Annotated in this window: 20 protein-coding genes; 7 read left to right on the forward strand and 13 right to left on the reverse strand. The window is 55.6% G+C overall.

Translation table 11 applies throughout. The features are described 5' to 3' along the window. Positions 1–17 precede the first annotated feature (17 nt). The 7 genes from gspF to gspG are packed head-to-tail and all read right to left on the reverse strand — an operon-like array spanning position 18 to position 8,080. Complete coding sequence (gene gspF / locus BMZ46_RS20055; protein ID WP_074690255.1) at positions 18–1,229, reverse strand: type II secretion system inner membrane protein GspF; 1,212 nt, start codon at positions 1,227–1,229, stop codon at positions 18–20. Further along, a complete protein-coding gene (gene gspE / locus BMZ46_RS20060; protein ID WP_074690253.1) occupies positions 1,229–2,635 on the reverse strand; it encodes a type II secretion system ATPase GspE in 1,407 nt (468 codons plus the stop codon). Before gspE ends, gspF begins: the two co-directional genes overlap by 1 nt. Further along, positions 2,632–4,983: a type II secretion system secretin GspD gene (gene gspD / locus BMZ46_RS20065; RefSeq protein ID WP_074690251.1), complete on the reverse strand. Its 2,352-nt coding sequence runs from the start codon at positions 4,981–4,983 to the stop codon at positions 2,632–2,634. Before gspD ends, gspE begins: the two co-directional genes overlap by 4 nt. Continuing rightward, positions 4,980–5,525 (reverse strand): type II secretion system protein GspM, encoded by a 546-nt coding sequence (gene gspM / locus BMZ46_RS20070; RefSeq protein WP_074690249.1) that lies wholly within the window; start codon positions 5,523–5,525, stop codon positions 4,980–4,982. Before gspM ends, gspD begins: the two co-directional genes overlap by 4 nt. Beyond that, positions 5,518–6,663, reverse strand: a complete 1,146-nt coding sequence (gspL, locus tag BMZ46_RS20075) for a type II secretion system protein GspL (RefSeq protein WP_074690247.1) — start codon at positions 6,661–6,663, stop codon at positions 5,518–5,520. The genes gspM and gspL overlap by 8 nt, the downstream gene beginning before the upstream one ends. Further along, positions 6,660–7,613, reverse strand: coding sequence for a type II secretion system minor pseudopilin GspK (gene gspK, locus BMZ46_RS20080; protein ID WP_074690245.1), 954 nt, complete (start codon positions 7,611–7,613; stop codon positions 6,660–6,662). The genes gspL and gspK overlap by 4 nt, the downstream gene beginning before the upstream one ends. 8 nt (positions 7,614–7,621) lie before the next feature. Next, positions 7,622–8,080: a type II secretion system major pseudopilin GspG gene (gene gspG, locus BMZ46_RS20085; RefSeq protein WP_025109838.1), complete on the reverse strand. Its 459-nt coding sequence runs from the start codon at positions 8,078–8,080 to the stop codon at positions 7,622–7,624. Positions 8,081–8,226: 146 nt separating this feature from the next. Between gspG and gspI the strand changes: the two genes are divergently transcribed. The 4 genes from gspI to BMZ46_RS29135 all read left to right on the forward strand — a co-directional run bounded on the left by gspI (position 8,227) and on the right by BMZ46_RS29135 (position 13,103). After that, the gene (gene gspI / locus BMZ46_RS20090) at positions 8,227–8,607 is read left to right on the forward strand and encodes a type II secretion system minor pseudopilin GspI (RefSeq protein WP_074690243.1); all 381 of its coding nucleotides are present in this window, start codon (positions 8,227–8,229) and stop codon (positions 8,605–8,607) included. Positions 8,608–9,221: 614 nt separating this feature from the next. After that, positions 9,222–9,584, forward strand: a complete 363-nt coding sequence (locus BMZ46_RS20095; RefSeq protein WP_007959368.1) for a DUF6124 family protein — start codon at positions 9,222–9,224, stop codon at positions 9,582–9,584. Positions 9,585–10,079: 495 nt separating this feature from the next. Beyond that, positions 10,080–11,117: a hypothetical protein gene (locus tag BMZ46_RS20100; RefSeq protein ID WP_074690241.1), complete on the forward strand. Its 1,038-nt coding sequence runs from the start codon at positions 10,080–10,082 to the stop codon at positions 11,115–11,117. A 330-nt stretch (positions 11,118–11,447) separates the two neighbouring features. After that, on the forward strand, positions 11,448–13,103 hold the full coding sequence (locus BMZ46_RS29135) for a hypothetical protein (protein WP_134333647.1): 1,656 nt from the start codon (positions 11,448–11,450) through the stop codon (positions 13,101–13,103). A gap of 68 nt (positions 13,104–13,171) precedes the next feature. Here the strand turns inward: BMZ46_RS29135 and BMZ46_RS20110 are convergent, their stop codons facing one another. The 3 genes from BMZ46_RS20110 to BMZ46_RS20120 form a co-directional block, all read right to left on the reverse strand. Then, positions 13,172–14,080 (reverse strand): abortive infection family protein, encoded by a 909-nt coding sequence (locus BMZ46_RS20110; protein WP_074690237.1) that lies wholly within the window; start codon positions 14,078–14,080, stop codon positions 13,172–13,174. A gap of 314 nt (positions 14,081–14,394) precedes the next feature. Then, positions 14,395–18,081 carry a YobI family P-loop NTPase gene (locus BMZ46_RS20115; protein ID WP_139217035.1) on the reverse strand — a complete coding sequence of 1,229 codons (3,687 nt, stop codon included), beginning with the start codon at positions 18,079–18,081 and terminating at the stop codon, positions 14,395–14,397. Positions 18,082–18,426: 345 nt separating this feature from the next. Beyond that, a complete protein-coding gene (locus BMZ46_RS20120; protein ID WP_074690234.1) occupies positions 18,427–18,858 on the reverse strand; it encodes a type II secretion system protein N in 432 nt (143 codons plus the stop codon). Positions 18,859–18,991: 133 nt separating this feature from the next. Here BMZ46_RS20120 and gspH point away from each other — a divergent pair, with 133 nt between their 5' ends. Beyond that, positions 18,992–19,444: a type II secretion system minor pseudopilin GspH gene (gene gspH, locus BMZ46_RS20125; RefSeq protein ID WP_074690232.1), complete on the forward strand. Its 453-nt coding sequence runs from the start codon at positions 18,992–18,994 to the stop codon at positions 19,442–19,444. Continuing rightward, a complete protein-coding gene (locus BMZ46_RS20130) occupies positions 19,441–20,049 on the forward strand; it encodes a prepilin-type N-terminal cleavage/methylation domain-containing protein (protein WP_039773261.1) in 609 nt (202 codons plus the stop codon). Before gspH ends, BMZ46_RS20130 begins: the two co-directional genes overlap by 4 nt. On the opposite strand, the gene BMZ46_RS20135 is transcribed toward BMZ46_RS20130, so the two are convergent. The 3 genes from BMZ46_RS20135 to BMZ46_RS20145 are packed head-to-tail and all read right to left on the reverse strand — an operon-like array spanning position 20,050 to position 22,244. Continuing rightward, the gene (locus tag BMZ46_RS20135; RefSeq protein ID WP_074690230.1) at positions 20,050–20,988 is read right to left on the reverse strand and encodes a FecR family protein; all 939 of its coding nucleotides are present in this window, start codon (positions 20,986–20,988) and stop codon (positions 20,050–20,052) included. Positions 20,989–21,021: 33 nt separating this feature from the next. Next, positions 21,022–21,573 (reverse strand): RNA polymerase sigma factor, encoded by a 552-nt coding sequence (locus BMZ46_RS20140; protein ID WP_064597192.1) that lies wholly within the window; start codon positions 21,571–21,573, stop codon positions 21,022–21,024. Further along, on the reverse strand, positions 21,570–22,244 hold the full coding sequence (locus BMZ46_RS20145; protein WP_074690228.1) for an STN domain-containing protein: 675 nt from the start codon (positions 22,242–22,244) through the stop codon (positions 21,570–21,572). Before BMZ46_RS20145 ends, BMZ46_RS20140 begins: the two co-directional genes overlap by 4 nt. Before the next feature lie 195 nt (positions 22,245–22,439). Between BMZ46_RS20145 and BMZ46_RS20150 the strand changes: the two genes are divergently transcribed. Further along, positions 22,440–22,754: a hypothetical protein gene (locus BMZ46_RS20150; protein WP_074690226.1), complete on the forward strand. Its 315-nt coding sequence runs from the start codon at positions 22,440–22,442 to the stop codon at positions 22,752–22,754. The last annotated feature ends 93 nt before the right edge of the window (positions 22,755–22,847 follow it).

Consider the following 22,847-nt stretch of genomic DNA (forward strand, 5'->3'; position numbering starts at 1 on the left):
AAAAAAAGTTGAAAAAACTACTGCACCAACTGATTGATCTCAATGATCGGCAACAACACCGCCATCACGATCACCAGCACCACCCCGCCCATCACCACAATCATCAGCGGCTCAAGCAGTGCCGTCATACCCATCGCCCGGCGCTCGATATCGCGGGACAGGGTTTGCGCCGCACGCTCGAGCATCGGCGGCAACGCACCGGTTTTCTCGCCGCTGGCGATCAGGTGAATCAGCACCGGCGGGAACACGTTCTCCACTTTCAGCGCTGCCGCCAGGTTGACGCCCTCGCGCACTTTGGCGGTGGCCTCATTGACGCTCAGGCTCAGACGATCATTGGACAAGGTCTGCCGCGCCGCTTCCAGCGCTCGCAACAACGGCACCCCCGCACCGCCGAGAATCGCCAGCGTCGAGGCGAACCGCGCCGTGTTCAGCCCCAGCACAAACCGCCCGATCAGCGGCAGCTTCAACACCCGATGATGCCAACTCAAACGCGCCGCGGGGTTGCGCAAATACAGACGCCAGCTCCAGAACGCACCGGCCATGATCCCGGCACACAACCAGCCCCACGCGCGGATGAAATCACTGGCATTGAGCATCGCCAAAGTCAGCCCCGGCAGATCCTGCCGCGCCTGGGAAAACGCGCTGACCACCTGCGGCACCACGTAACTCAGCAGGAAAATCACGATGCCGATCGACACCAGCCCGACCACACCCGGATAGATGAACGCGGTGAGAATCTTGCCGCGCAGGTTGTTGCGCTCCTCGATGTAATCCGCCAGCCGCTCCATTACCTGCGCCAGATCACCGGACTCCTCGCCCGCCGCAATCAGCGCCCGGTAAATCTCCGGAAAATCCCGTGGCCGCGCCGCCAGCGCTTCGGCCAGGCGCATGCCGCTGCGCACATCGGCGCGAACGGCGCTGAGGGTGTGGGCGATGTGTTTTTTCTCGGCCTGTTCGACCGTGGCACTTAGCGCAGCCTCCAGCGGCAGACTGGCGCCAAGCAGGCTCGACAGCTGCCGGGTAGCCCAGGCCAGATCGTTATCCGACAGCCTGGCGCTGAACAATCCACCGCCGCCGTGCTGTGAGACGTTGCTCTCCTTCTCCACCGACAACGCCGTCAGGCCACGACCGCGCAACACGCCAAACGCCGCGCCCTGACTCTCCGCCTCCAGATGCCCGGATTCGATCTTGCCGCTGGCATCGGCGGCTTCAAAACGATAGCGATTCATCAGGCGTCCCGTGTCACACGAAGGATTTCTTCCGGCGCCGTGGCACCGCTGCGAATCCAGCGCTCGCCGTCCTCGCGCAGGCTGAACATCCCGGCCTTGCTCGCGGCCGCACGCAACGCCTGCTCCCCTGCCCCTTGGTGAATCAGGGTGCGGATGTCGTCATCGATGCAGAACAATTCGTGAATGCCGGTCCGGCCGCTGTAACCGGTGTGATTGCACGCCGCACAACCGACCGGGCGCCAGGTCCCGGGCGTCGCCGGGTCTTCCTGTTTGCACTGATTGCACAGCCGTCGTACCAACCGCTGGGCCAAAACGCCGAGCATCGACGAGGCCAGCAGAAACGGCTCGACGCCCATGTCGACCAAGCGGTTGACCGCCGACACCGCGTCGTTGGTGTGCAGGGTCGCTAGCACCAAGTGACCGGTCAGCGAAGCCTGCACCGCAATCTGCGCGGTTTCGAGGTCACGGATCTCGCCGATCATGATGATGTCCGGGTCCTGCCGAAGAATTGCCCGCAGCGCGAGGGCGAAGGTCATGTCGATTTTCGCGTTGACCTGAATCTGGCTGATGCCCGGCAAGTCGTATTCCACCGGGTCTTCCACGGTGAGGATGTTACTGGTGCTCGCATCCAGTCGCGCCAGTGCCGCGTAGAGGCTGGTGGTCTTGCCGCTACCGGTCGGACCGGTCACGAGCACGATGCCGTGGGGCTGGCGGATCAGGTGATCGAGTTTGGCCAGCACCTGCGCGTCCATGCCCAAGGTTTCCAGATGCAGGCGCCCGGCCTGCTTGTCCAGCAGACGCATCACCACTCGCTCGCCATGACCGGTGGGCACGGTCGATACGCGAATGTCGATCGGTCGCCCCGCTACGCGCAACGCAATGCGCCCGTCCTGCGGCAGGCGTTTTTCGGCGATATCGAGCTGCGCCATGATCTTGATCCGCGACACCAGCGCACCGTGCAATGCCTTGCGCGGCGAGACCACGTCGCGCAGGGTGCCGTCGACCCGGTAGCGCACCACCGAATGGGTTTCGAACGGTTCGATGTGAATGTCGCTGGCCTCGTCCCGCGCCGCTTGGGTGAGCAAGGCGTTGATCATGCGGATCACCGGCGCGCCGTCCTGGGTGTCGAGCAGGTCGGTGATTTCCGGCATGTCCTGCATCAGGCGATCTAGGTCGACTTCGTTTTCTGCCGCCCCCACAACCGCTGCCGCACTGCCGGTATCGGCGTAGGCCGTGGCCAGCAGGCCGTCGAGTTCGTCATCGCGCACCCGCTCAAGCCTCACCGCGCCGAACTGTCGGCGTACTTCGCTGATCGACCAGCCCGGCGTCGACGGGCACACCGTCAGCACGCCGTCACGCAGCAGAATCCGCTGCGCCTTGGCCCAGGCGTAAGGCAATGCGCTCATTGCAGCGGTACCACTTTGATGGTCGCGCGCGGGCCGGACACCGGTGCCGGTACGCCTTGGGCGGTGGCCGGCAACTGCGGCGCCTGCATGTCCGGCATCGCCCAGCTGCGCTCCGGTTGCAGACCGCCCTGGGCGCGGCGCATGAAGTCGTAACGGTTCAGCGTGATGCTTCGCCCCGCCGCGCTGTCGCGGATGATGTACGGGCGCAGGAACACCATCAGGTTGGTCTTGGTGATCGAGCGGCGTTCGTTGCGAAACAGCGCGCCCAACCCCGGAATGTTCGACAACCATGGCACCGCGTCATTGCTCTGGCTGTAGCCGTCCTGCAGCAGACCGCCAAGCACCATGATCTGCCCGTCATCGAGCAGGATGCTGGTGTCGAGCGCGCGTTTGCTGGTGACGATCCCCGCCGAGTTGGCCGCCGCCGAGGCGCGTTCGTCGATGCTGCTGACTTCCTGATAGATGTCGAGCTTGACCGTGCCGCCCTCGGAAATCTGCGGCCGCACGTTGAGCTTCAAACCGACCTCTTCGCGAGTCACGGTCTGGAACGGGTTGTTGCTGGTGCCCCCGCCGCCGGTGACGTAGCTGCCGCTGACAAACGGGATAGTCTGGCCGACGAAAATGCTCGCCGCTTCGTTGTCCAGGGTCAGCAGGTTCGGCGTCGACAGCACGTTGGTGCCGCCCTTGCTCTTCAGGGCCCGGGCCAGCACTTTCAGGTCGAGGATCTTGCCGATGCCGGGGATGTCGACGGTGCCATTGACGTAGCCGAGGTTCAGGCCTTGCGGCAGTACATCGAGGCTGGTCTTGCCATTGACGTTGATCCCCGAACCACCGAGGTTGGCGCCGCCGATCACGCCTTTGCCGCCGAGGTTGCCGGTCTGCCATTGCACGCCGAATTCGCTGGCATCGTCCTCGCCGACTTCGACGATCAGGCTTTCGATCACCACTTGCGCGCGGCGCTGGTCGAGCAGATCGATGACTTCGCGCAGGTTGCGGTACAGCGGCTCCGGCGCGGAAATCAGCAAGGTGTTGGTGGTCGCATCCGCCTGAATGGTCACACCGCCAGCGCTGAAGGCGACGTTCTGTTCGCTGCTTTGCGCATTGCTGCTGCCGCTGGTGGCGCTGCTACCCTGAGCGTAGCTGCCGCCGGTGCTGCCGCTGTTGGTGGTCGACGTGCTGCCGTTGCTTTGCGTGCCGCTCTGGCCGTTCTGCTCGCTACCCGAATTGGTGGAGCTGCCCATGTTGCTGAGCACCGAGCGCGCATTGTCGCTGGTGCCGCTGTCGCTCTCGCCGGTCAATAAACCGCGCAGCGCCTGGGCCAGTTTGCCGGCCTGAGCATTGCGCAGATACACCACGTGCAGATTGCTCGGATTGCTCTGGGCGTTATCGAGTTTGTAGATCAGGTTGCGCGCCAGCTCCGTGCGCTCGGGGCTGCCGGCGCGGATGATGATGGTGTTGGAACGCGGGTCGCCGATCACCGCGATTTTCTGCGTTGGATCGTTGCCCGGTGCGTCGAGCAGGTCGGCGACCATTGGCGCGATGTCGGCGGCGATACCGTTCTGGATCTGCACCACGTCGGTGTCGATGGCGCTCGGGGTGTCGATGGTCTGGATCAACTGGGCGACGCGCGTGAGGTTCTCGGCGTAGTCGGTGACGACGATGGTGTTGTTGCCCGGATAGGCGTTGATCGGGTTGTTCGGCGACACGATCGGGCGCAGCACCGGGATCAGGTTTACCGCGTTCTCGTATTGCAGGCGGAACGTGCGGGTAAGCATGCCGTTGCCGGCCGGTTTGTCAGCGCTGTAGATCGGCCCGCCGAGCAACTTGGCATCGGCTTCCGGCACCACCTGCGCCACGCCGCCGACGTCCACCACACTGAAACCCTGCATGCGCAGCGCCGCCAGCAGCATGTCGTAAGCCTGATGCGCCGGCACCTGGCCTTCGGAGACCAGCGTAAGGTTGCCCTTGACCCGAGGATCGACCAGAAACTGCTGGCCAGTGGAACGCGACAATGCCCGCACCACCGCTTGAATATCCGCGTCGACAAAATTCAGCGTCACCGGTTGATCGCCCAACGGATTGGCCGGCAACGTCGTGCCCCGGGCCGACCCGCCATTGCGGGCGCGTCCGGTGATGTTGTGCAATTGCTTCGGCGCCGGTTTGACCTGAGCCTGCGCACGCTCGCGGTCGAGCACCGCGTCGCCACTGCGCTGGGTGTTGGCCAGCGGCCGGCCGAGCTCGCTGTCCACCAGCAGCGGCGGTTGATTCGGTGGCGTGGTGTTGCTGCACGCGCTCAATGCCATCAACAGCATCGGCAACGCCATGCGTTTGGATCCTGACCCCTTCATGAAGCTTCCTTAGCGCCCAGCGCCTGATCCATGCGTACGGTGCCCGACAGAGTGCCGGCGGTGTCATCGGTCGCGGCGTCGTCTGCGCGTTGCAGACGGGCCTCGACCACTTGCAGTGAAAAATTCCGCGGTTGGCTCAGCAGCCAGTCGAGCACGGCGTCGGCCGGTGCCGCATCGAAGGTCAACTGCCAACCGGCGGACGCGGCCGCCAATTGGTAATGGCCGCCCAGTCCGCTGGCCTGCAAGGTTTGTTGCAGCGACTGCTCCAGGTTCTGCCCGTCGGGGCGCACGCTAACGTCGCGCAACAGCACTTCCAGCGCTTCGGCCTGGGCGCGCAATTTCGGGGTTTCGACTTGCGAGGCGGCGATCTTCTTCAACGGCGGCTGAACCAACGCCACCCACACAAACAGCCCCAGCAACAGCGCCGCCATGCCACCCACCATGCGTTTTTCCCGCAGCGCCAAGGGCTGCCAACGGGCCTGCAACTGAGCATTGAAGCGCTGCCAACCGGCGCGGTATTTCGCAAGCGATGGGCTATTCATCTTCGGCTCCGCTGCTATCGTCGTTGTCGGTGGCAGCGGTCGCCTCGCCGGCCGGGCGCAGGACCCAGCCGTCGTCATTCGGGCTGATGCTGATGCCGGCCTGGGCCAGCGTGCCTTGCCAATCCTTGTCGTTGCCCGAACGCCGGGCCTCGGGCAGCAGACTCAGTTGCAACGCGCCGTCGACGAACTCCAGACGCTGCACCGTGCCCGCCATGGACGGCATGCCACTGCCGGCCTGCGACACCAGCCGCGTGAAATCCTGCCCCGGCGCATCCACCGCGCCTTGCTGGCGAGCGGCGATTTGCTGACGAGCCTGTTGCAGCGGATTGAGGATTACCGGCAACTCGGGGAACGCCTGCTTCACCCGCTGCGCCATCTGCGCCTTGAGCTGCAGGCCCTGCCCGGCCTCGCGGGCGGCGTACAGGTTCAAACCGATCACCCACACCGCCAACGCCAACGCACAGCAACCGAGCGCCCTGCCCCAGCCGCGATGTTCGGTGCCCGGTTGCTGAAGGCCGCCGTGCAAACCCCAATTCGGCAGTGGGCCGGAGCAGCGCTGCAAGTCAGGCAATGTCGATTGCACCGCTTCCGGCGCGCCGCCACCGATCCAGTGCGCCGGCAGACCGGTTTCCAGCAGCCATGCTTCATCGATCATCGGCTGCACCTGCGCCGCATTCGGGCCGTGGCGCAGCAACAGATGCTCGTCGTGCAGGCAACCCACGCCGCCCGCCATCACCGGCAAGCTGTAGGCCGCCGGGTACAGGCCTTTGAGGTTCAAACCGAATTGCCCGAGGTGCTGCAAATCCTTGCGTGCTACCCAGGCAATCTGCACCTGGCCGCTTTCATTACGAGCGCTGTGAGCGATGTGCATCTCGGCGCTGTCGCCGAGCATCAAGGCCTGCGCCGCACATTGCACCGCCGCAGCGGTTTTGTTTGCCGGTAGCGGCGGAAGATCGATGCTCGCCAACAGGCTGTCCGACGGGTGCAGAAAACACACCAGCGGTTGCTTCGGCAGTGCGCCGAGCCGCACGCGCTCCTGCCGTGTGACCTGCCCCTGACGATCCAGCCACACACAATCCACTTCACTGTCGAGACTCAGCTCCGCCAGCGGCGGCAAACTCACGCGCAACTGGCTCATACGCCCACCCGCGACCAGATCACTTGCGGCAAACGATCCTGACTGCGATGCAGCAACGCATCGAGGCTGACCCGCCGCTGATCACGCCGCGCCTGCCCGCGCAGCCGAAACCAGTCGCTGGTGATGCCGACCTTGACGCTGGTGATCTCCAATTGCGGCAGTCGCAGGCGATTGACGAAATCCCCGCGATTGATAAACCAGCGCCCGGCGTCACGCTCATTGATCAACGCCTGCGCCCGCTCCAACGACAGCCCCGGCACATAAGCCGCCAGCACCGGCGCCGTGGCCGTGTTGCCGTTGAGCCAGGTGGTCGCCGGAATCACCGTCAGGTACGGCGCCAGTTTCGCCAACAGCGCATCGTTGACCCCGTCGACACTGCGCAAATCGTCAAGCGTGCGCAGCATCGGCAGGGTCGGCGATTGCGGTTTGCGCGACGCGGACGGCGACGTGGCGCGCCCGCTGTCGAACGTATTTTTCGCCACAGGCTTGTCCACCACTTGGGCATTCAACAGGTGCGGATAAGAGCCGATCACCCGCTGACTGATGCGCCGGCTCAAGGCGCTGCTGACACCGATCAACTCGCACAAGCGCTCGAACGCCTGCACCTGCGCCTCATCGATTCGCTCGTTGGCCACCAGATTGCGCAGGTTGAACTTGCCCTGCTCGTCCTCCAGCCGCCCCTCGAAACCCTGGGTATTCAACAACTGCGCCCAGGGTTGATCGAGCCGGGTCAATGGATCGCGCTGCCGGGCGTCCCACAACAATTGCCGGCTGATCTCCAACCCGCCGTGCAACAGCCAACGGCCCTGCACGCGCAATTGTTCGGCTTCCAGCGCCCGGGTCGAAACGCTCTGGCGGGTCAGCATGCCGGCAGCGATCACCGCGACCACCGCCGCGATCAGCAGCGCACTGATGATCGCCATCCCCTGCTGGTTCGATTGGCTGTTCATGACCGGCCTTACAACTGCCAGGAACCGATGTCGGCATTCACGCCATCGCCGTCAGGCTGGCCGTCGGCGCCGAGGGAAAAGATGTCGATCTCGCCGTTGGCACCGGGATTGAGGTACTGATAAGGACGACCCCACGGGTCATTCGGCAGGCGCTCCAGGTACGAGCGCCAGTTGCTGTTCTTCGCATCGGCCGGCCGCTCAACCAGCACTTTCAGGCCCTGACTCTGGCTCGGGTAAGTGCCGTGATCGAGGCGATACAGCTTCAGCGCCTGCATCAACCCGCCAATGTCCTGCTTCGCCGCCGTGGCCCGCGCCTGATCCGGCCGGTCGAGCACCTTGGGCACCACCATCGCCGCCAGAATCCCGAGAATCACCACCACCACCATGATCTCGATCAGCGTAAAACCCTGCTGCCCACGGGGCATCCGGCTCGGTCGATTGGGCTGTTTGAACTGCGCGATATCCATCTCGTCATTCCCTGGCTTGATTCGATTCGACGCGCAGTGTTGCAAGAAGATATGTCAGGGATGTTGAAAATCCTCGGGTGTTTTCGTCGTCAAGCCGTCAAGCACGGGCGTTAGCGTCAAGGGCTGCCCGACCGCCCGAGACCCCGATGCGCACCCCCACCCCGCAAGCCGGATTCACCCTGATTGAAGTGCTCGTTGCGCTGGCGATCATCGCCGTGGCCATGTCCGCCGCCGTGCGCGTGGCGGGGTTGATGACCCAGAGCAGCGGGGTTTTGCGGGATCGCTCGATTGCGATGATTGCGGCGCAGAGTCGGATGGCTGAACTTCGGTTGGAGGGGAGATTGCCGATGGGGGTTAAGGCGATGGAGTGTGATCAAGGGAGGTTGTTGTTGCGGTGTGAGCAGGTGATTGGGGGGGTGGAGAATGGGCGGTTGCTCAAGGTTGGGGTGCAAGTTTTTGATCGCAGCCAGGAGGCACCGCCGCTTGCGCGGCTGGAGACGCTGCTCAGCCGTCCCGAGAGTCCCTAGCCCTAAACCGTCCCGAAACGTCGGACGGCTCAGAGGTATATGAATCAACCGTGGGACATTTCCGATACCCACCAGAAGATCTTCACCAACTCCCACACACCGCGTTGAACCCATAATCAACTCAAACGCCCGCCTCCAAACCCATAATCAACTCGGTCGCCCAGGTCGATGTACAACGCCAGACACCTCCGTCGGCCCCCTCTCCCTCCGGGAGAGGGCTGGGGTGAGGGCCGCTTGTTGAACCACCCGTTTACCCACCCCAAAAACCCCGTTTAAAAGACACCCACCGTAACGTCCCCAAGGCTACACAACCTTGCGTCATTACCTACGACTACGCCAGAATCCGCCGGCTTGTGCGTCTAATGCGCGGGTCTTATCGTTTCCGGGTCACTGAAAAACAGTGATCGGGTTTGGTAGCCCGACCTCCCATATGACGCATAACGTCACCTAGCGCAGATGCCTTTTCGGCATCCGTCTTATGGTGGCCATGCGCAGGGCGCCCTCGGGCGCGCCGGATTTTCCATATGGGCCGGTCTACCAACCTTCGTATGGCCACCACCACTCGTTTGGTAGCGAGAGTGATGGCTCCTTGAGTCCCATATGGAGCTACATCTATGTTCAAACCAACACCAAACCCACCAGAAACCGATCCGGTTTCCCCCTACAAATTCCCCGACTCCCGAACTCTGAACGAAGCCGCCGAACGCGCCCTCGACCACTACCTCACCCCACAACAACGCATCATGGGCAGCCACCACAAACACGACCCCATGTACCTGGCCAATCCGGCTTACAACACCGAATCTTTGCTGGCCAACGCCAGCGAATCACTGGGATCGGCGAGCGAAATGCTCAACAACTTCGCCGCCACGCTGGAGCCTGCGCATCGCAAAACCGCGATTGGGATTGCGCAGTTGGTGATGTTGAGCGAGTTGGCGGTGAATCAGGCGTTGGATCATGTTGAGGTGAAGGCGTGATCGGCTGAGCGCTGTAGCTCTATAGCTGGAAAGAAAATGGCCGAGGTTGTCAGGTGTAGCTGACAACCTCGGCCAAATGAGCATTTCTATTTTTTGCGACACATCTCGACGTCATCCTGAGTCTTCAGGTCGGTGTCGATTCCCAAGCGATACCAGCAGTAATCAATAATCCCACCCGCTCCCCTGTCTTTATAACAAAGGCAACTGATCTATTTTCTTGAAATAAATCAGTCCCCTTTTTTGGTCCATATCAACGTAAATGGCGAAATCATGGATGAGGATGGAAATTTGAATCATCGTATGGTAAAGAGATCTGTTTCCCATTCTGCGTCGGAAAGCACGTATCGATTGGACACGGCAGAATTCTTCGCTCAAAGGCAAGAATTTTACGACAGGCTGACTAGCCAGATTGTGTAAAAATAGTGTTTCATTTTCGCAGAGATCAAGTAGTCCAAACTCTCCAAAAAATTCTGTTCGTATTAGATTGAGAAAGAAATGGATTTTTCGAAGTTTATACAGCAAGACTCCCTTGAAGGAGTGCACCCTGACCAGCCACAGATTGGTTTCAGCATCCATGAATCCATTGTTCATTTCAATAACAGCTTTATGAAGAGGGGATCGAAGCTACTGGACGACTTTATAAAAGAGCATGCTCCCACCAGGAAATGGATTTTAGCGTCAGACTACGCATTTTACGACACCAACAAATTTAGTGACGCTGTAACCTTCTCGCTATTCCCACACTGGGCACCTTTTGAAAAAATGTCATCAGACATAGATTCAGTGGCCCCATCTGACCTTAAAAATGTCGGTTCAGTTAACGACAGCTTCATATCATTCCTTAAAGAAGGACCAGTATTTAGCATCACGCTAATATTAGATCGCGAACGCCGAATGTTCAGCGATGAAAAATTTTACCACTTAACCCGAATTGACTCCCAGATTGGCATGCTGGAATATTGGTGCCAATCCACGCCAGAAGGGAAAGACAAATATAAAGACACAATCAAACAACTGAAAAAGGTGAAGGGGCTGATTAGCTCGAGAAGTCTGAATTTACGTCTATTCAGAGACATCGAGATTGTCGGTAGCCTGGCAGCTTATTTGCTTACAGAGATAAGCGTAAAAGCCAACCCTGAGAAAATAGCTTGGCTCTCAGATCGCGACAGCATGCTGACGTTCAAGAACAAAGTCATAGGCGACTATATGTTTGACCAGGTTAGCCACCTCTATCACACACTTTGCTCAAATAGCGGGATAAATTCTTCTCACAGACTTTTATTTGCCAAGCCCGAGATGAGTGGAAAACTAATTTACGATAGCTTCATCAGAGTACCTGACTACATTGCCGGAACCATGGCCGACTATAACTTTGAAAAACAAGAGTCCTCCCATATTAAATTCGACAGAATACGTGACGGCGTATTTGCCGAAGAGCGAAGAAATATATCCTACAGGCTGTTTTTCCACCCAGACATGCAGGCTCACAGGCTCACATGGGCTTTGGCAGATAACGAGAAATTAGATTCTTGAGGCCTCGTTATTCGTTCAAAGGCAGTGAAACGTCCTTTCAAGATTGCTTTAGCAGCAACCGGAGGACAAAAGAACAAAGAAGACTGATTTATTTTACAACAATGAATCGCCCCCCTTTTTCTAAACATTTTCAACTACTGCCAGCAGAGCTTGCCCGAGACTAAGAAACAATGCGCACTTAAGATCCAAGCTTTTTCTATTTATCGTATTCTACCTACTTTGGAAATGCGTGAGATAATAACATTCTCCCACCCCATTAAATCGACAATACAGTCTGACGTGACGGGGCATTTCCATTCTACTTTCCAATTATTGCAGCTAGGCTTATCAATGAAAACTCTCGAGCCACAGATCGACAAACTGTTTGATGAAAACCCAATTCTTCGCCAGCCTTTCCTCCATGTTTATAATCATTTTTGCCAAATTGCCACCTTCAAATTCATTCAGGAAAAGCAAGTACCTCACAGCTTCGCAACTCCATATACATTTGTATTTGAGCGCATGAACGACTTTAGCCCTCAAACGCCTGAATCATGTGATAATTTTTTGCGCAAACTAAACTCTAATGACTTTAAAAATTTATTCGCTTGTGCAAACCTCAATATAGTCATCCCGTTTATTCGTAGCAAAATATATAGTTTTACTCGCGAAAGCAGCGAGAAATCAATTATCGACTATGCCGATGAAACCACACTCAAGCATGAAATTAATGACATAATTTTAACGCATTTGTCTCTTCCAGTTATTTCAAATCAAACTCACGATACTAGACCTTGGCTCGCGAGCGTTATTAATCGACTCAAAACAAACAAGCCAGTAAACCCCACATTCTATTTTGATCATATTTCCGAACAGTACGAAGCATCTGAAAATGCATTCATTGAAGCAGATATCATTCCACCTGATTTCTATACGCAGATTGGGTTCTCTTCTACTGATGCCTTTAAAAAAATTAGGAATGCTTTTATTTGTATAGGGCAAATTTATAATGATATTACGTTCGTAGTTTACAAATATCTGGAAGTCAATAAGCTTCAAGACTCAGGGGATGGGGATCATCATTTGCAAGGCTTGGGCATGGCCAAATTGGGTGCCGCTGAGTTGAAACGTCTAGTACAAGCGCTCACTGGGGTATCTGAGTCAGACTACGATAAATTTTCTGAATTCTTCTTCTGCGGCGAGGAAAAAAATAGCAACCTAAGCTTAAAATTCATGCCACCATTCTGGATTGTTTCGGATGACATATACTTCTGCCCTGCCTTAGTTCCAGCTCTGCTGGGTACTAGGAATCTCTTGATCTCCATACTAATAGATGATGATAAAAACACCAAATACAGCTATGACAGTTTGATATCTCATCTTTTCGAACCTGAACTTTTGAAAAGAGCTCAAAGACATTTCGAAAGCAATGGATTCTGTACTGACATAGAATCTGATTACACTGGGGGCGAGATTGATTTATTAGTTTTTTGCAAAAAATCCAATACCGTGATGACCGTCCAGGCAAAAGCCACTTTATACCCTGAATCAGCTCGCATGGTAAGACGCTTGGACGATAGAATTCGGGAAGCAGTTGATCAGACCAACCGATTTGACTTGCTCGAACTTGAAGAAAAAAATAAATTATTCAAAAAATCTTTTCCCGGCATGGATGAATCGGCGCAAATCAATCACATTCGCGCAGTTTTAACAAATTCCAGTTTCGGAAGCACCTTTAGCTGGCAACTACTAGAAAACAAAAATATAGCTCCAATAAACTGTAATCTCCTTAAAAACGTGCTGCCCTGCTGCGATACTTTAACTGAGCTACCAGAAAAAATTGAAGAATTTATTTATAGGATAAAATCTGAAATTGAGATCACAGAGGAAAAAAAAGTTTTCGACCTTCCTGGTCATACCATTTATCAAAGACACGTTGAAACGCATCACATGAAGAACCTTTACGATGCTAAATATTGGGGGGAGGTCACTAAGGGGGAAGCCTAGTATGCTCGGTTGAATTTATAAGTCACAAAGGGGGCAGTCACAAATGGGACAGTCCCCTTTTTTTACTTTTATTCCGACTTGTGCCCGCCCTTTACAACCTTTTCCGTTTGCTTGAGGACGAATACCGAACAAGCCCCGGCGAGGTGATTAATCAGCTGTGCCAAATCTAGGCCAGGTGGTGTGTACCCATCGTTTTTACCATGGGCAGTACTGCTAGAATTCCTAAGTGTTCCAACTCCGTGGAAGATCGTTGCGATCCCTATCAGAGCTTGCTTAGCGCCTTCGTCAAGCATGCCCATCTTATTAAGCTTCTTCACAGTGCGAGCAGTGAGAGCTTGCACTGTCATGGCTTCATGCCCGGTATCCCCAAGCTGTTTGAGACACGCTTTCAGCACTGTTTCCACATGAGAACTGCTGCGAGCAATGGAATCTTCTGGATCGATCTCAACAGACTGCTGAGCTTTCTGCCACGATTCAAGCATGGTTGGATGGGTCTCGAATTGCTCTTCAAGATCTTTATCAATCAAAGCCTTTTCCACTGCGACGAATTCGGTAAGCCACTCGTTTGCAGAAGCAGTGAGAATGTGTTCGTCTTCCAGAATTCTAGAAATATTTTCTATCAGTGAATTAAGGATTTTGGAGGTGCTGAGCAGCACCAACCAACGTGGTTCGACGTCATCCAATTCGTGGTCTTTACATTCGGACTCATGGCCGCTATCCGAGTATGCTTCTGTTCGGACCCAAAGCTTTCCCCCATCAAAAAACAGCCAGCCTACTACGCCGCCGCTGATGCCGCTTTCTTCGTGGTCCCAAGTGCTCAGTGTTTCGTATGTACTGGAACCAAAGCAGCCTACTCCCTCCGACGATTCCAACAGCTTATTCTCGAAGGCCTTCAGCCTGTGGAGCAGCATACTACGCTGATTTTTTACCCTCCGGGACAATGCCTTCAACGCTGCGAATCCGTCACCGCTTGCCATGATTTTTCAGCCTCAAGCAAAAATAACGTTGTACAGGAGCCTTCTGAAAAACTCGACAACGTAATTGTCCGAAAACAGCCACCTAGGGCCACGGAAATTTCCCAGGTGTAACTATTGAAAAAACGGGACTGATCTATTTTGAAAATAAATCAGTCCGCTTTTGGGAACCAGCCAAAATCAGACGCCCACTCGCACCTCCGATCACCTCCGAAGAACCTGGAGGAGGGTATTTATTAGGGATTCAGTTCGGCCTCTTTCACGCAACCAAAGGGTTAGGGCATCCAAACTCTTGACTTTCCGAATTCCAAGTCATTTTATTTAAATGTGTTTAATCTAATATGATTGCCGTTCGGCTTTTGGGATGAAATTATCTTTCTGTCCACTAGTGACTTTGCAAAGCGCCTATTCCTTTCAGTATTTTCGAGCTTCGGCCGCATGCCACGTTTTGCTAAATCAGCAAATGGCGACTCCAAAGTTAACATCGCGCTAATGATTTCGGCCTCGGAAAGTATATCTACGAAATTGTATAAGATGTCTTTTCGCTCCAGTGTTTTTGGGGCGTTAGCGAGACAATAAGAGACCATACCGAGATCAAAATCTTTATCGGTGAGATCTTCACGCCCGAGTAATTGACTCGCGTGCTTCGCCAGTTCTGCATTCGAACTGAGGTCATTTACGGTGATGTGCCCCACGATGAAACATTTCTGTTGCACCGAAAGGGTTGAAGTCAAGAGCAGGGTTATTACTTCCTGGCTTAGAGGGTATTTATCCATCGCAGTTGTATAAACCAAGAAGCTTTTCTCTATAAGCTTTGCTCTGAGCAAAACTGAATTTTTCGTTTCGCTGAATGATATGTCGTTGAGTCTTACAATCCCCAGATCGATGAGAATTATTAAGAACTCTTCTGATAAGCCCTCGGGAAACGACTGATAATGATATGGAACGCTTTTGCACAAAGCCCTAAAACCTACTTCACTTAACGCATGGTTGGAGATCAAGAAACGGCACAGGCTCTTGACTAGTTCTTCTTCATTCTTGGTGATGGGAATTTTTTGCTCAGAAAGCGCTTGGTAGACCGTATTGCGATCAAGAATCTCATTTAAGCGATCCTTATCGCTATCATCAAGGCCGTAAAAACTGAGAATATTAGGCCATGTTACATTTACCTTCTCGTTATATAGCAGTTCGTCCCATTGATAGGCAGGTAAATCATCGAAGTTCGCAAAAACGTGATCTTGCTGAAGGGCAAATTGAATAGCCATGTCCTGATCAATTTCGGAGTGATTCAACAATCGGATAATGGCGTCCGGGGATTCTGAATTATTGCTAACTATCGCACAGGCAACATCGCGTACATAAGTATTAATATTTCGATCAACGTACGACTTTAATGAGTCGCTTCCGGATTCGAGTATCGCGGTATAGTTCGCTCTCTCTAGGTCAAAAAGGTGATTAGTGTAGTGTCCTTGTTGCTGGATAGGCGCGCTGAACTGCTCAACTAAAAACTTAATGTTATCAGCCGTAATTCGATACAGGTCTTGTTGGTGTATGTAGTTAACTAGCGCGATATTTTGGGTGGCATCAGAGATCTGTTCGATTTTGATTTTTAAAAGTTCAAGGGCCTGAAAGCCTTTTTCAAATACGATATTCTCAGAAAATATAACTGCCGCATATTTTGAAATGTAGTCGCTTAACGATCTGCCAATATTCATTTGCTCTGCAACAAAATCCGGCTCGACGTAGGCGATAATGCGTGCGACGTGTTGTGTCGCCGAAGAGGCATCGATAGCGGCCATACCGTATCCCGGCCAATATTGAGCAATGATCCGAGTTAAAGCTGCGGTATTTTTTCCAATTAGCCAGTAAGCGTCAAAGAATTTTTGTGACTCTGGAAGGCTGTTGGAAAAGCAATCAACGACCAGTTGTATTCTTTTAGTATTGGTCGATCCATTTTGGATAAGCTCATCAATCAGATGAACATTGAGGGAGTGACTCGAGCCAAAATCCTCTTCCCTAAGTTCCTCCAAGACTTCCGCTGGGTTATCAACCTGCGATGCTGGGTCAGGCGTTCTAAAGTCTCGAATTGAAAGTATGAAATCCCAGTCGTTTCGAGACATTCTACCTTCGTGAAAGGTAGAAATGTAAAGATGATATGTTTCGTCAATGTGTCCATTTCTAATAAAATAATTTAGCAGGCGAGGGTCATCTATATTGTGCTGCTTTGCTATATCTGAGATCTCAAAGCCAGAGAGTATTAAAAGCTGGCACAGCGGCTGCCTAGCTAGAGAAGATTTTTCGGACTTTAGCTTTTCGATTTGCGCATTGAGCTCTGTTCTATTTTTAGCTTTTTTATTAGTTATACTCCTGTGGCGCTGAGTAAATGTTGTGCCGGGGACTATCGCCTCCTCTAGATTTTTAAAAGACAAAGATAGAGGGAGCCTGTGTTCGTAATTATTGTATTGGTTGCGTTGGCGAACCTGCAAGTTTAGATTTTTCTCCTGAAAAATTTTCTCAAAATTATTCCATTCCAAAAGTTGAGATATATTAATAGGCGTTTCGCCTGAGTATACGCTTACAACATCATACTCATTATATGTTGAGCATAAATGCCCCCAAAACAATTTCACAAGTTCAACAATGGCGGTACTGGTTTCGTGATCTGATTCTTGAATCAGTATTCTGAGCTCCTCTATCTGGAAATCTATGTTGCTGGCGGACTGTATCAAAATACTGGTACGCCTCTGAACTATTTCGTGTAATGCGCCACTTCCATGATGCAAATTTTCAAAGTCTTTAGGGTATGCATTTTTATAGATTATAGCTGCGAGTAGCCTATTGACGTTGAGATTGCTGGATCCGACTTTCTTTTCATATATCAAAAATTCATTGCTTATATTTTTTATTAATCTCATATCATCAAGATATAGCGAGACTTCTCCGATAAACCTATCCTGGACCCCTATACCATAACCTGCCGACTCAATGCTCCTTTTTAAAACCTCCCGTGAGTTAGAGTTGTTTATTATTGGAATTATGGGGAGAATAAAGTCGAAGAATTTTGCCCGATCCTTGTTTAGAAATATGTCATCTTTAATGGCGTAAACAAATTTTAGCGGTTGTGTTCTGTTTAGGAATGGAAGCGTCCCTTTACGCTTGGGGCGATCATTTATAATCTTGTTTATTTCACGAAGCTTAATAAATATCTCAGGATTGCCGAATCGATCCAAATCCTCAAAAACGACCAGATCATAATCATTTTCTTCAAAAAAGTAGATAATCTCATCTAGGTGCTTGTTGAGTATGGAACTTTCGGGTATTCCGTCCAGTTCAACCTCACCGCTTTGAAGAGATAGCTTTTTGACTGACAGCGAATGTGAGGCTTGAATTGCCTTTGACACAGTCCGAGCCAGATAAAGGAGCACATACGCCGCAGTGAATATCCAGACCCATTCCAATGTTTGGTTGCTGAGTGCCTTCAGAAGTTCGTCATGATTCTGATACAACATACCGACGGAGGCTATCCACCCTACGAACAAGATCGCATTGAGATCGACCCATCGTGGCTTGGAAATTCTCTTGAACCGTGAATAGGGCAATGTGCCAGAGCCCGCCCCATAAAGCATTTGCTGAAGGATACTTCTTTCAACTTTAACGGTGACATCGACCTGCTGCGAATCTTGGAGAGGCGGAGTCAAAGAGTTTGGGTCACTGAACGTCGCTAAGGAAACGTTCAAAGAGCGGTAAGGGCTGTTTTTCTCGAATGTTTTGATAACGCTGGTCTTGCCTGACCCATACGGGCCGGTAATGGCCACATTACGTATTGATGCATTGCACATCGCAAAGCGTAGCGCTTCTTGGTAAAGGCCATCTTGGTCGGCAAAGTCGATAGGTGCCAAATCAACAAAACTGTTGCGCAAAGGGCTTTTCGCATGAAATCGCCGAGCGATACGTTTGTAGGTCGAGGTATTTTGCAGCTTTGCTAGTAACTTGTTAAATCCCATCATCCTTGCATCCTTGACTTTCGCTGCGTCCTCCATCGGAGTGCCGCACACGACTGATAGATCTCAAAGACCCATTATGCTCTCCCACGTGTTGATATCAATCTGCCTCATACATCTGTCCAACCTTGTTGGGCTCTGCGTCGTTAGTAGCGATTTACCTGCAAAGAAGCTGGCCTGCTCAAAGGGGTACCATGATTGAATCGCCGAAATTATTCAGTGGCAGCTTTTGGCCGAAATGGGACATTTGCGCCAAGCTTCCTCCGGTTGGTCAAAAGCAATCAAGCACGTCCTCGGCGATCCAGTACCCGCCACCCGACTAAAACGCCAAAATCACACCAAAAGAGATCACGGCCTCACCAACCTAGGCATCTCCACCCCCTCCCCCAACCTCTCCACCTCCAACCGCACTCTCTCCCCACCCTGCTCAATCACCACCCCATCCCCCTCCACCGCCACCAACTTCACCCCAGGACTCACCCGCTCCCCCTGCAAAAAGCTCCTCGGCGGCCCGTCGTTCAAACTCAAAATCGCCACCGCCCCCCGACTCCCCGCCATCACGCCGCTGACCTTGATCTCCACCGGAGCCGTGCGGTTGGCGAACCACTGCAACGCCGGGTTATCGCTGCGCGCAGCGAGCAGTTGCGGCGTCGCCGCCGGGGTGTGGGATTCGGCGGTGGTCAGGAGCAGGGATGACCAGGTGGCGATGCCGACCAGGGCGGCCAGCAGTGCGGCGGCCTGGATGATTTGGGGGGGTGAAAAGCGTGCGGTGTATCTCATGGGCTGAATCTCCTTTTAGTCCCGGTGACCAGACTACGCGGCAATTCTCACGGTTTTATTTCACACGCCTTACATGTTGGCCGTGCAGGATGGTTTTTTGGGACGGGGCTGGACGCAAGGGAGTGCGCATTCGATGAACCGGTGCAGGCAGCAGGGTTTTACGCTGATCGAGTTGATGGTGGTGCTGGTGATCATCGGGATCGCCAGTGCGGCGATCAGTCTGAGTATCAAGCCCGATCCGTTGCAGTTGCTGCGCAAGGACGCCGAGCGCGTGGCGCAGTTGCTGCAGATTGCCCAGGCCGAGGCCCGCGCCGATGGCCGGCCGATTACGTGGTTGAGCGATGGCAAGGGGTTTCGGTTCAGTCGGCGCAGTGACAGTGGCAAGGGCTTTGATCATTTCGATCGGGACCCGCAGTTGCGGCCGCGTCCCTGGCAGAGTCCGAAGCTGGAGGTGCGGGTGGAGCCGAAGCAGAAGGTGGTGCTGAACGCCGAGTGGATCAATCCGCCGCTGCAGTTGACGCTGTCTGACGGGCTCAATCGGTTGAGTGTGCTGCGCGATGCTTCGGGCCGGATTAGCGTGCAATGAACAGACAACAAGGTTTTACGCTGATCGAGGTGATGGTCGCGATTCTGTTGATGGCGGTGGTCAGTCTGATTGCCTGGAAGGGGCTGGACAGTGTCACCCGCGCCGACAGCCATTTGCAGGCCAGTGGTGAGCAGAGCGACAGCCTGTTGCGGGCGTTGAATCAGATGCAACGGGATGTGGAGATGCGCGCCGGGATCGAGCTGACGGAGCCGAAGAAGGTCGGCACTGAGGATGAACCGGCGACGGCGCCGCCTGCGCTGACGGTACGCAGCAGTGACAGCAAGGGGTTTCGGCTGGACATTATTCGGAGCGCGGCGGATCAGCCGGGGGCGTTGCAGCGGGTGCGCTGGTGGCTCAAGGGGGACACGTTGTATCGCGCGGTGGCGCCGGCGCGCAGTCGGTATCCGTTGCCGGCGCCTACGGCTGGGGTGGCGGTGTTGGGTGAGGTGAGTGATTTGCAGGTGCGGGTTTGGGAGGCGGACAAGGGGTGGCGGCAGTTGAGTGGGAACCGGCGGGAGGATCCGTTGGGGTTGGAGGTGCGGTTGACCCGGCAGACACCGCAAGGGCCGGAGAAGTACCGGCAGGTCATGGGGCCCTTGCAGTGATCAGCTGAGAACGACTACGCCGCCCGGTAGTTCGGTGCATTTGACGCCGTAGGCATCGCGGATCAGTGCGCCGACGCCGGCCAGTTGATCGAGGGAGAAACGCGCCTGCACGCGGCGCTGGCCGAGTTCGCGGTTGAGCAGCAGCAACATGCCTGGGCGGTAGCGGTTGATCTCGTCGATCATCTGGCTGAGGGTCGCGCCGTTGAACACCAGGACCTGTTGGCGCCAGTTCATCACCGCCGCCGTATCGACACTTTGCACGGTGCCGACCTGTTGTGCGTCATAGGTCAGTTGCTGGCCAGGCTCCAGGCGCAGGTTGCGGCCTTCGACTTCCACGTCCACCGCGCCATCCAGGCACGTCACGCACACCTGTTGATCGAGGTTACGCAGGTTGAACCGCGCCCTGCTCGCCCGCAACCAACCGCCCCCGGCCTGCATCGCCATCGGCAACCGTGCGGTCTGCACTTCGACTTCGCCGCTGACCAGTTCAAAACCCTGCACGCCCTCATCCACCGAACGCTGGTTGATGCGAGTCTGGGTGTTCAACTCCAGGCTCAAGCCATCGGCCGGTTCGACCCGACGTTGCTGGCCGACTTCGGTGATGTAATCCGCGCCAAGCCCGGAGAACCCGCCCGGTATCGTGCCCCGCACCAGCAGGAACGCTGCCGATGCGGCAATCGCGCCGCCGAGAAAGGCCCGACGTCCAAACCGGCGTGGCGCCTGTGTAGCTTCTGCCGCCGGTTGCAGCAGATGCCACAACGCCTTGCACTCTTCAAAGGCGCGGGCGTGTTCCGGGCTTTGGGCGCACCACTGGCGCAGCGCTCGGGCGTCGGCGACCGTGGCGCGGCCGGAGGTCAGCAGGATCAGCCAGTCGCGGGCTTCGCTTTGCAGACGCTCGGCAGGCGTGGGCTCGGCAGGTGTCAGACGGAAGATGTTCAAACGCGCAGGTACTCGACGGGTTGATCGGGAGCTTCATTCACTAGACGGTTTTCCGGCCCCGCGACCGAACCGCTGAAACACTTTTCTTTCCAGTTTGGCCGCGCAGTGTCCGAGGGCAGCCTTGATTTCCTTCTCGACCATGCGCGTGGAGATGCCGAAACGCTGGGAGATTTCCAGGTGCGGCGCTTCTTCCAGGCGTGCGGCGATGAAGATCCGGCGGCGCCGGGCCGGCAGTTCGTAGAGGGCGCTGAGCAGGGACTGGATTTCCTTCTGGCCGCCGACCACGCGCATCGGGTCCAGCGCTTCGTCGCTGACTTGCAACAGTTCTTCGACTTCGCTGCCAGTGAGCAGCCGCGCATCGGCCTGGCGGCGGTCGGCGGCGATGTTCAGGGCCATGCGATAGAGGTAGGCGTTGGGGCGCAGCAGGTTAGGCGGCGTTTCCATGCGGTCGACCCGCAGGTAGGTTTCGTGCAGCACGTCGTTGGCCAGGTCCTCCGAGCCGAGACGGCGTCGCAGGCGCACCCGAAAGTCCTCGTAGGACGTCAGGAACAGCTGGACCATCGAACTTTGTCCGGCGTCTTTCATCCCCCGGAAACTCCTTCCCATTGTGTGCATTCCATGCGTTTTCCTGACGATTCGGGTAACAACAGCAACGTGACTGGCTGGCGCAATGCGCCGGGTGTCGGCCGGTCGATCTTGAGCGTGTGAAAACTGTCTACCAGCGCTGCATCGCGCCGAACATCGCCGGTGGTGGTGACCAACCGGTTGTGCTGCACCACGCCGTCGCGGCCGATCCACAGCTGCAACACCGCGCGAAAACTGCCGGGCCGGGTCAGCGGCGAGCGGCACAGGTTGCGTTCAATCGCAGCCTGCACCGCCGTGGCGTAACTGCGGTTGACCGCTGCGCTGGCGGGGGTCGGTTTCTCCGCCGGCATTGGTACTTCCTCGACTTGCGCAACCTGCAAGGTGAACGCGTCGTCGCGGCTGTACTTGGCCATCAAGCCGCTTCCGCCGAGCATCCGGCGCAACGCTTCGGCGGCGGTGAATTCGCCTTCCACTGCCAACGAGCGGCGACCGCGACTCAACTGGCTGTCGACCAGCACCGCCATGCCGGTGGCGCGGCTGAACTGTTCGAGGGCGCGGGCCAGTTCCTGGGCCGGGATGTGCAAGGTCATGCGCATCGTCGCCGGCATCGGGTCGGCGCTGACGCGGCTCAGAAACAAGCCAAGCAGCAGCCCCAGACAGAGCTGGCGCATGAGCGCTGAGCGCGCAAATTCGTCCCTGGCACGGCCTCGCTGCACGGCTGATGCACCCCTGAAAACCGTCATCCTGAGGGCTGTTTATGAATCTGGTGTGACGGCCACTGCAAAAAAACCATCACGGGATCGGCGCGCCCGTTGCACTAGACTCTGGAGCTAGAGCGGCCCCTTCGGGCCGGCCAGGAGGCAGGCATGAAATCAGTCTGGAAAGTCGTCTTCGGCGGGTTGTTGCTGACGGTGTTGGGCGGTGCGCACGCGGAGCAGCCGCTGGGCTGTGTCGAGGTGACGGTGGGTGGCTACAAGGCGCCGAATTACGACTGCCTGAGCCAGCAGATGGGCAACAACCCTGACGGCGCGGCGGCTGCGCAGAAGAATCTGGAAGCGATGAATGTGCCGATCGACAAACGCCCGCCGAATCAGGTGGGGCTGGCGACGCCGGCGGCCACGGCTACGCGGATGGGCAACACGTTTGGCACCTCGGTGAAACCACAGCGCCCACCGAACTAACTGATCGTTCCCACGCTCCCGCGTGGGAATGCAGCCCGTGACGCTCTGCGTCACTGGACGCGGAGCGTCCCCAGAGGCATTCCCACGCGGAGC

The sequence above is a fragment of the Pseudomonas sp. NFIX49 genome (assembly GCF_900115915.1).
GTDB classification, from domain to species: Bacteria; Pseudomonadota; Gammaproteobacteria; order Pseudomonadales; family Pseudomonadaceae; genus Aquipseudomonas; species Aquipseudomonas pharyngis.

What these genes read in the sequence shown, in the direction of transcription:
- gspF (WP_074690255.1), bottom strand. Translation starts at nt 1,229, where the DNA reads ATGAATCGCTATCGTTTTGAAGCCGCCGATGCCAGCGGCAAGATCGAA.
- gspE (WP_074690253.1), bottom strand. Translation starts at nt 2,635, where the DNA reads ATGAGCGCATTGCCTTACGCCTGGGCCAAGGCGCAGCGGATTCTGCTG.
- gspD (WP_074690251.1), bottom strand. Translation starts at nt 4,983, where the DNA reads ATGAAGGGGTCAGGATCCAAACGCATGGCGTTGCCGATGCTGTTGATG.
- gspM (WP_074690249.1), bottom strand. Translation starts at nt 5,525, where the DNA reads ATGAATAGCCCATCGCTTGCGAAATACCGCGCCGGTTGGCAGCGCTTC.
- gspL (WP_074690247.1), bottom strand. Translation starts at nt 6,663, where the DNA reads ATGAGCCAGTTGCGCGTGAGTTTGCCGCCGCTGGCGGAGCTGAGTCTC.
- gspK (WP_074690245.1), bottom strand. Translation starts at nt 7,613, where the DNA reads ATGAACAGCCAATCGAACCAGCAGGGGATGGCGATCATCAGTGCGCTG.
- gspG (WP_025109838.1), bottom strand. Translation starts at nt 8,080, where the DNA reads ATGGATATCGCGCAGTTCAAACAGCCCAATCGACCGAGCCGGATGCCC.
- gspI (WP_074690243.1), top strand. Translation starts at nt 8,227, where the DNA reads ATGCGCACCCCCACCCCGCAAGCCGGATTCACCCTGATTGAAGTGCTC.
- BMZ46_RS20095 (WP_007959368.1), top strand. Translation starts at nt 9,222, where the DNA reads ATGTTCAAACCAACACCAAACCCACCAGAAACCGATCCGGTTTCCCCC.
- BMZ46_RS20100 (WP_074690241.1), top strand. Translation starts at nt 10,080, where the DNA reads ATGGATTTTTCGAAGTTTATACAGCAAGACTCCCTTGAAGGAGTGCAC.
- BMZ46_RS29135 (WP_134333647.1), top strand. Translation starts at nt 11,448, where the DNA reads ATGAAAACTCTCGAGCCACAGATCGACAAACTGTTTGATGAAAACCCA.
- BMZ46_RS20110 (WP_074690237.1), bottom strand. Translation starts at nt 14,080, where the DNA reads ATGGCAAGCGGTGACGGATTCGCAGCGTTGAAGGCATTGTCCCGGAGG.
- BMZ46_RS20115 (WP_139217035.1), bottom strand. Translation starts at nt 18,081, where the DNA reads ATGGGATTTAACAAGTTACTAGCAAAGCTGCAAAATACCTCGACCTAC.
- BMZ46_RS20120 (WP_074690234.1), bottom strand. Translation starts at nt 18,858, where the DNA reads ATGAGATACACCGCACGCTTTTCACCCCCCCAAATCATCCAGGCCGCC.
- gspH (WP_074690232.1), top strand. Translation starts at nt 18,992, where the DNA reads ATGAACCGGTGCAGGCAGCAGGGTTTTACGCTGATCGAGTTGATGGTG.
- BMZ46_RS20130 (WP_039773261.1), top strand. Translation starts at nt 19,441, where the DNA reads ATGAACAGACAACAAGGTTTTACGCTGATCGAGGTGATGGTCGCGATT.
- BMZ46_RS20140 (WP_064597192.1), bottom strand. Translation starts at nt 21,573, where the DNA reads ATGAAAGACGCCGGACAAAGTTCGATGGTCCAGCTGTTCCTGACGTCC.
- BMZ46_RS20145 (WP_074690228.1), bottom strand. Translation starts at nt 22,244, where the DNA reads ATGCGCCAGCTCTGTCTGGGGCTGCTGCTTGGCTTGTTTCTGAGCCGC.
- BMZ46_RS20150 (WP_074690226.1), top strand. Translation starts at nt 22,440, where the DNA reads ATGAAATCAGTCTGGAAAGTCGTCTTCGGCGGGTTGTTGCTGACGGTG.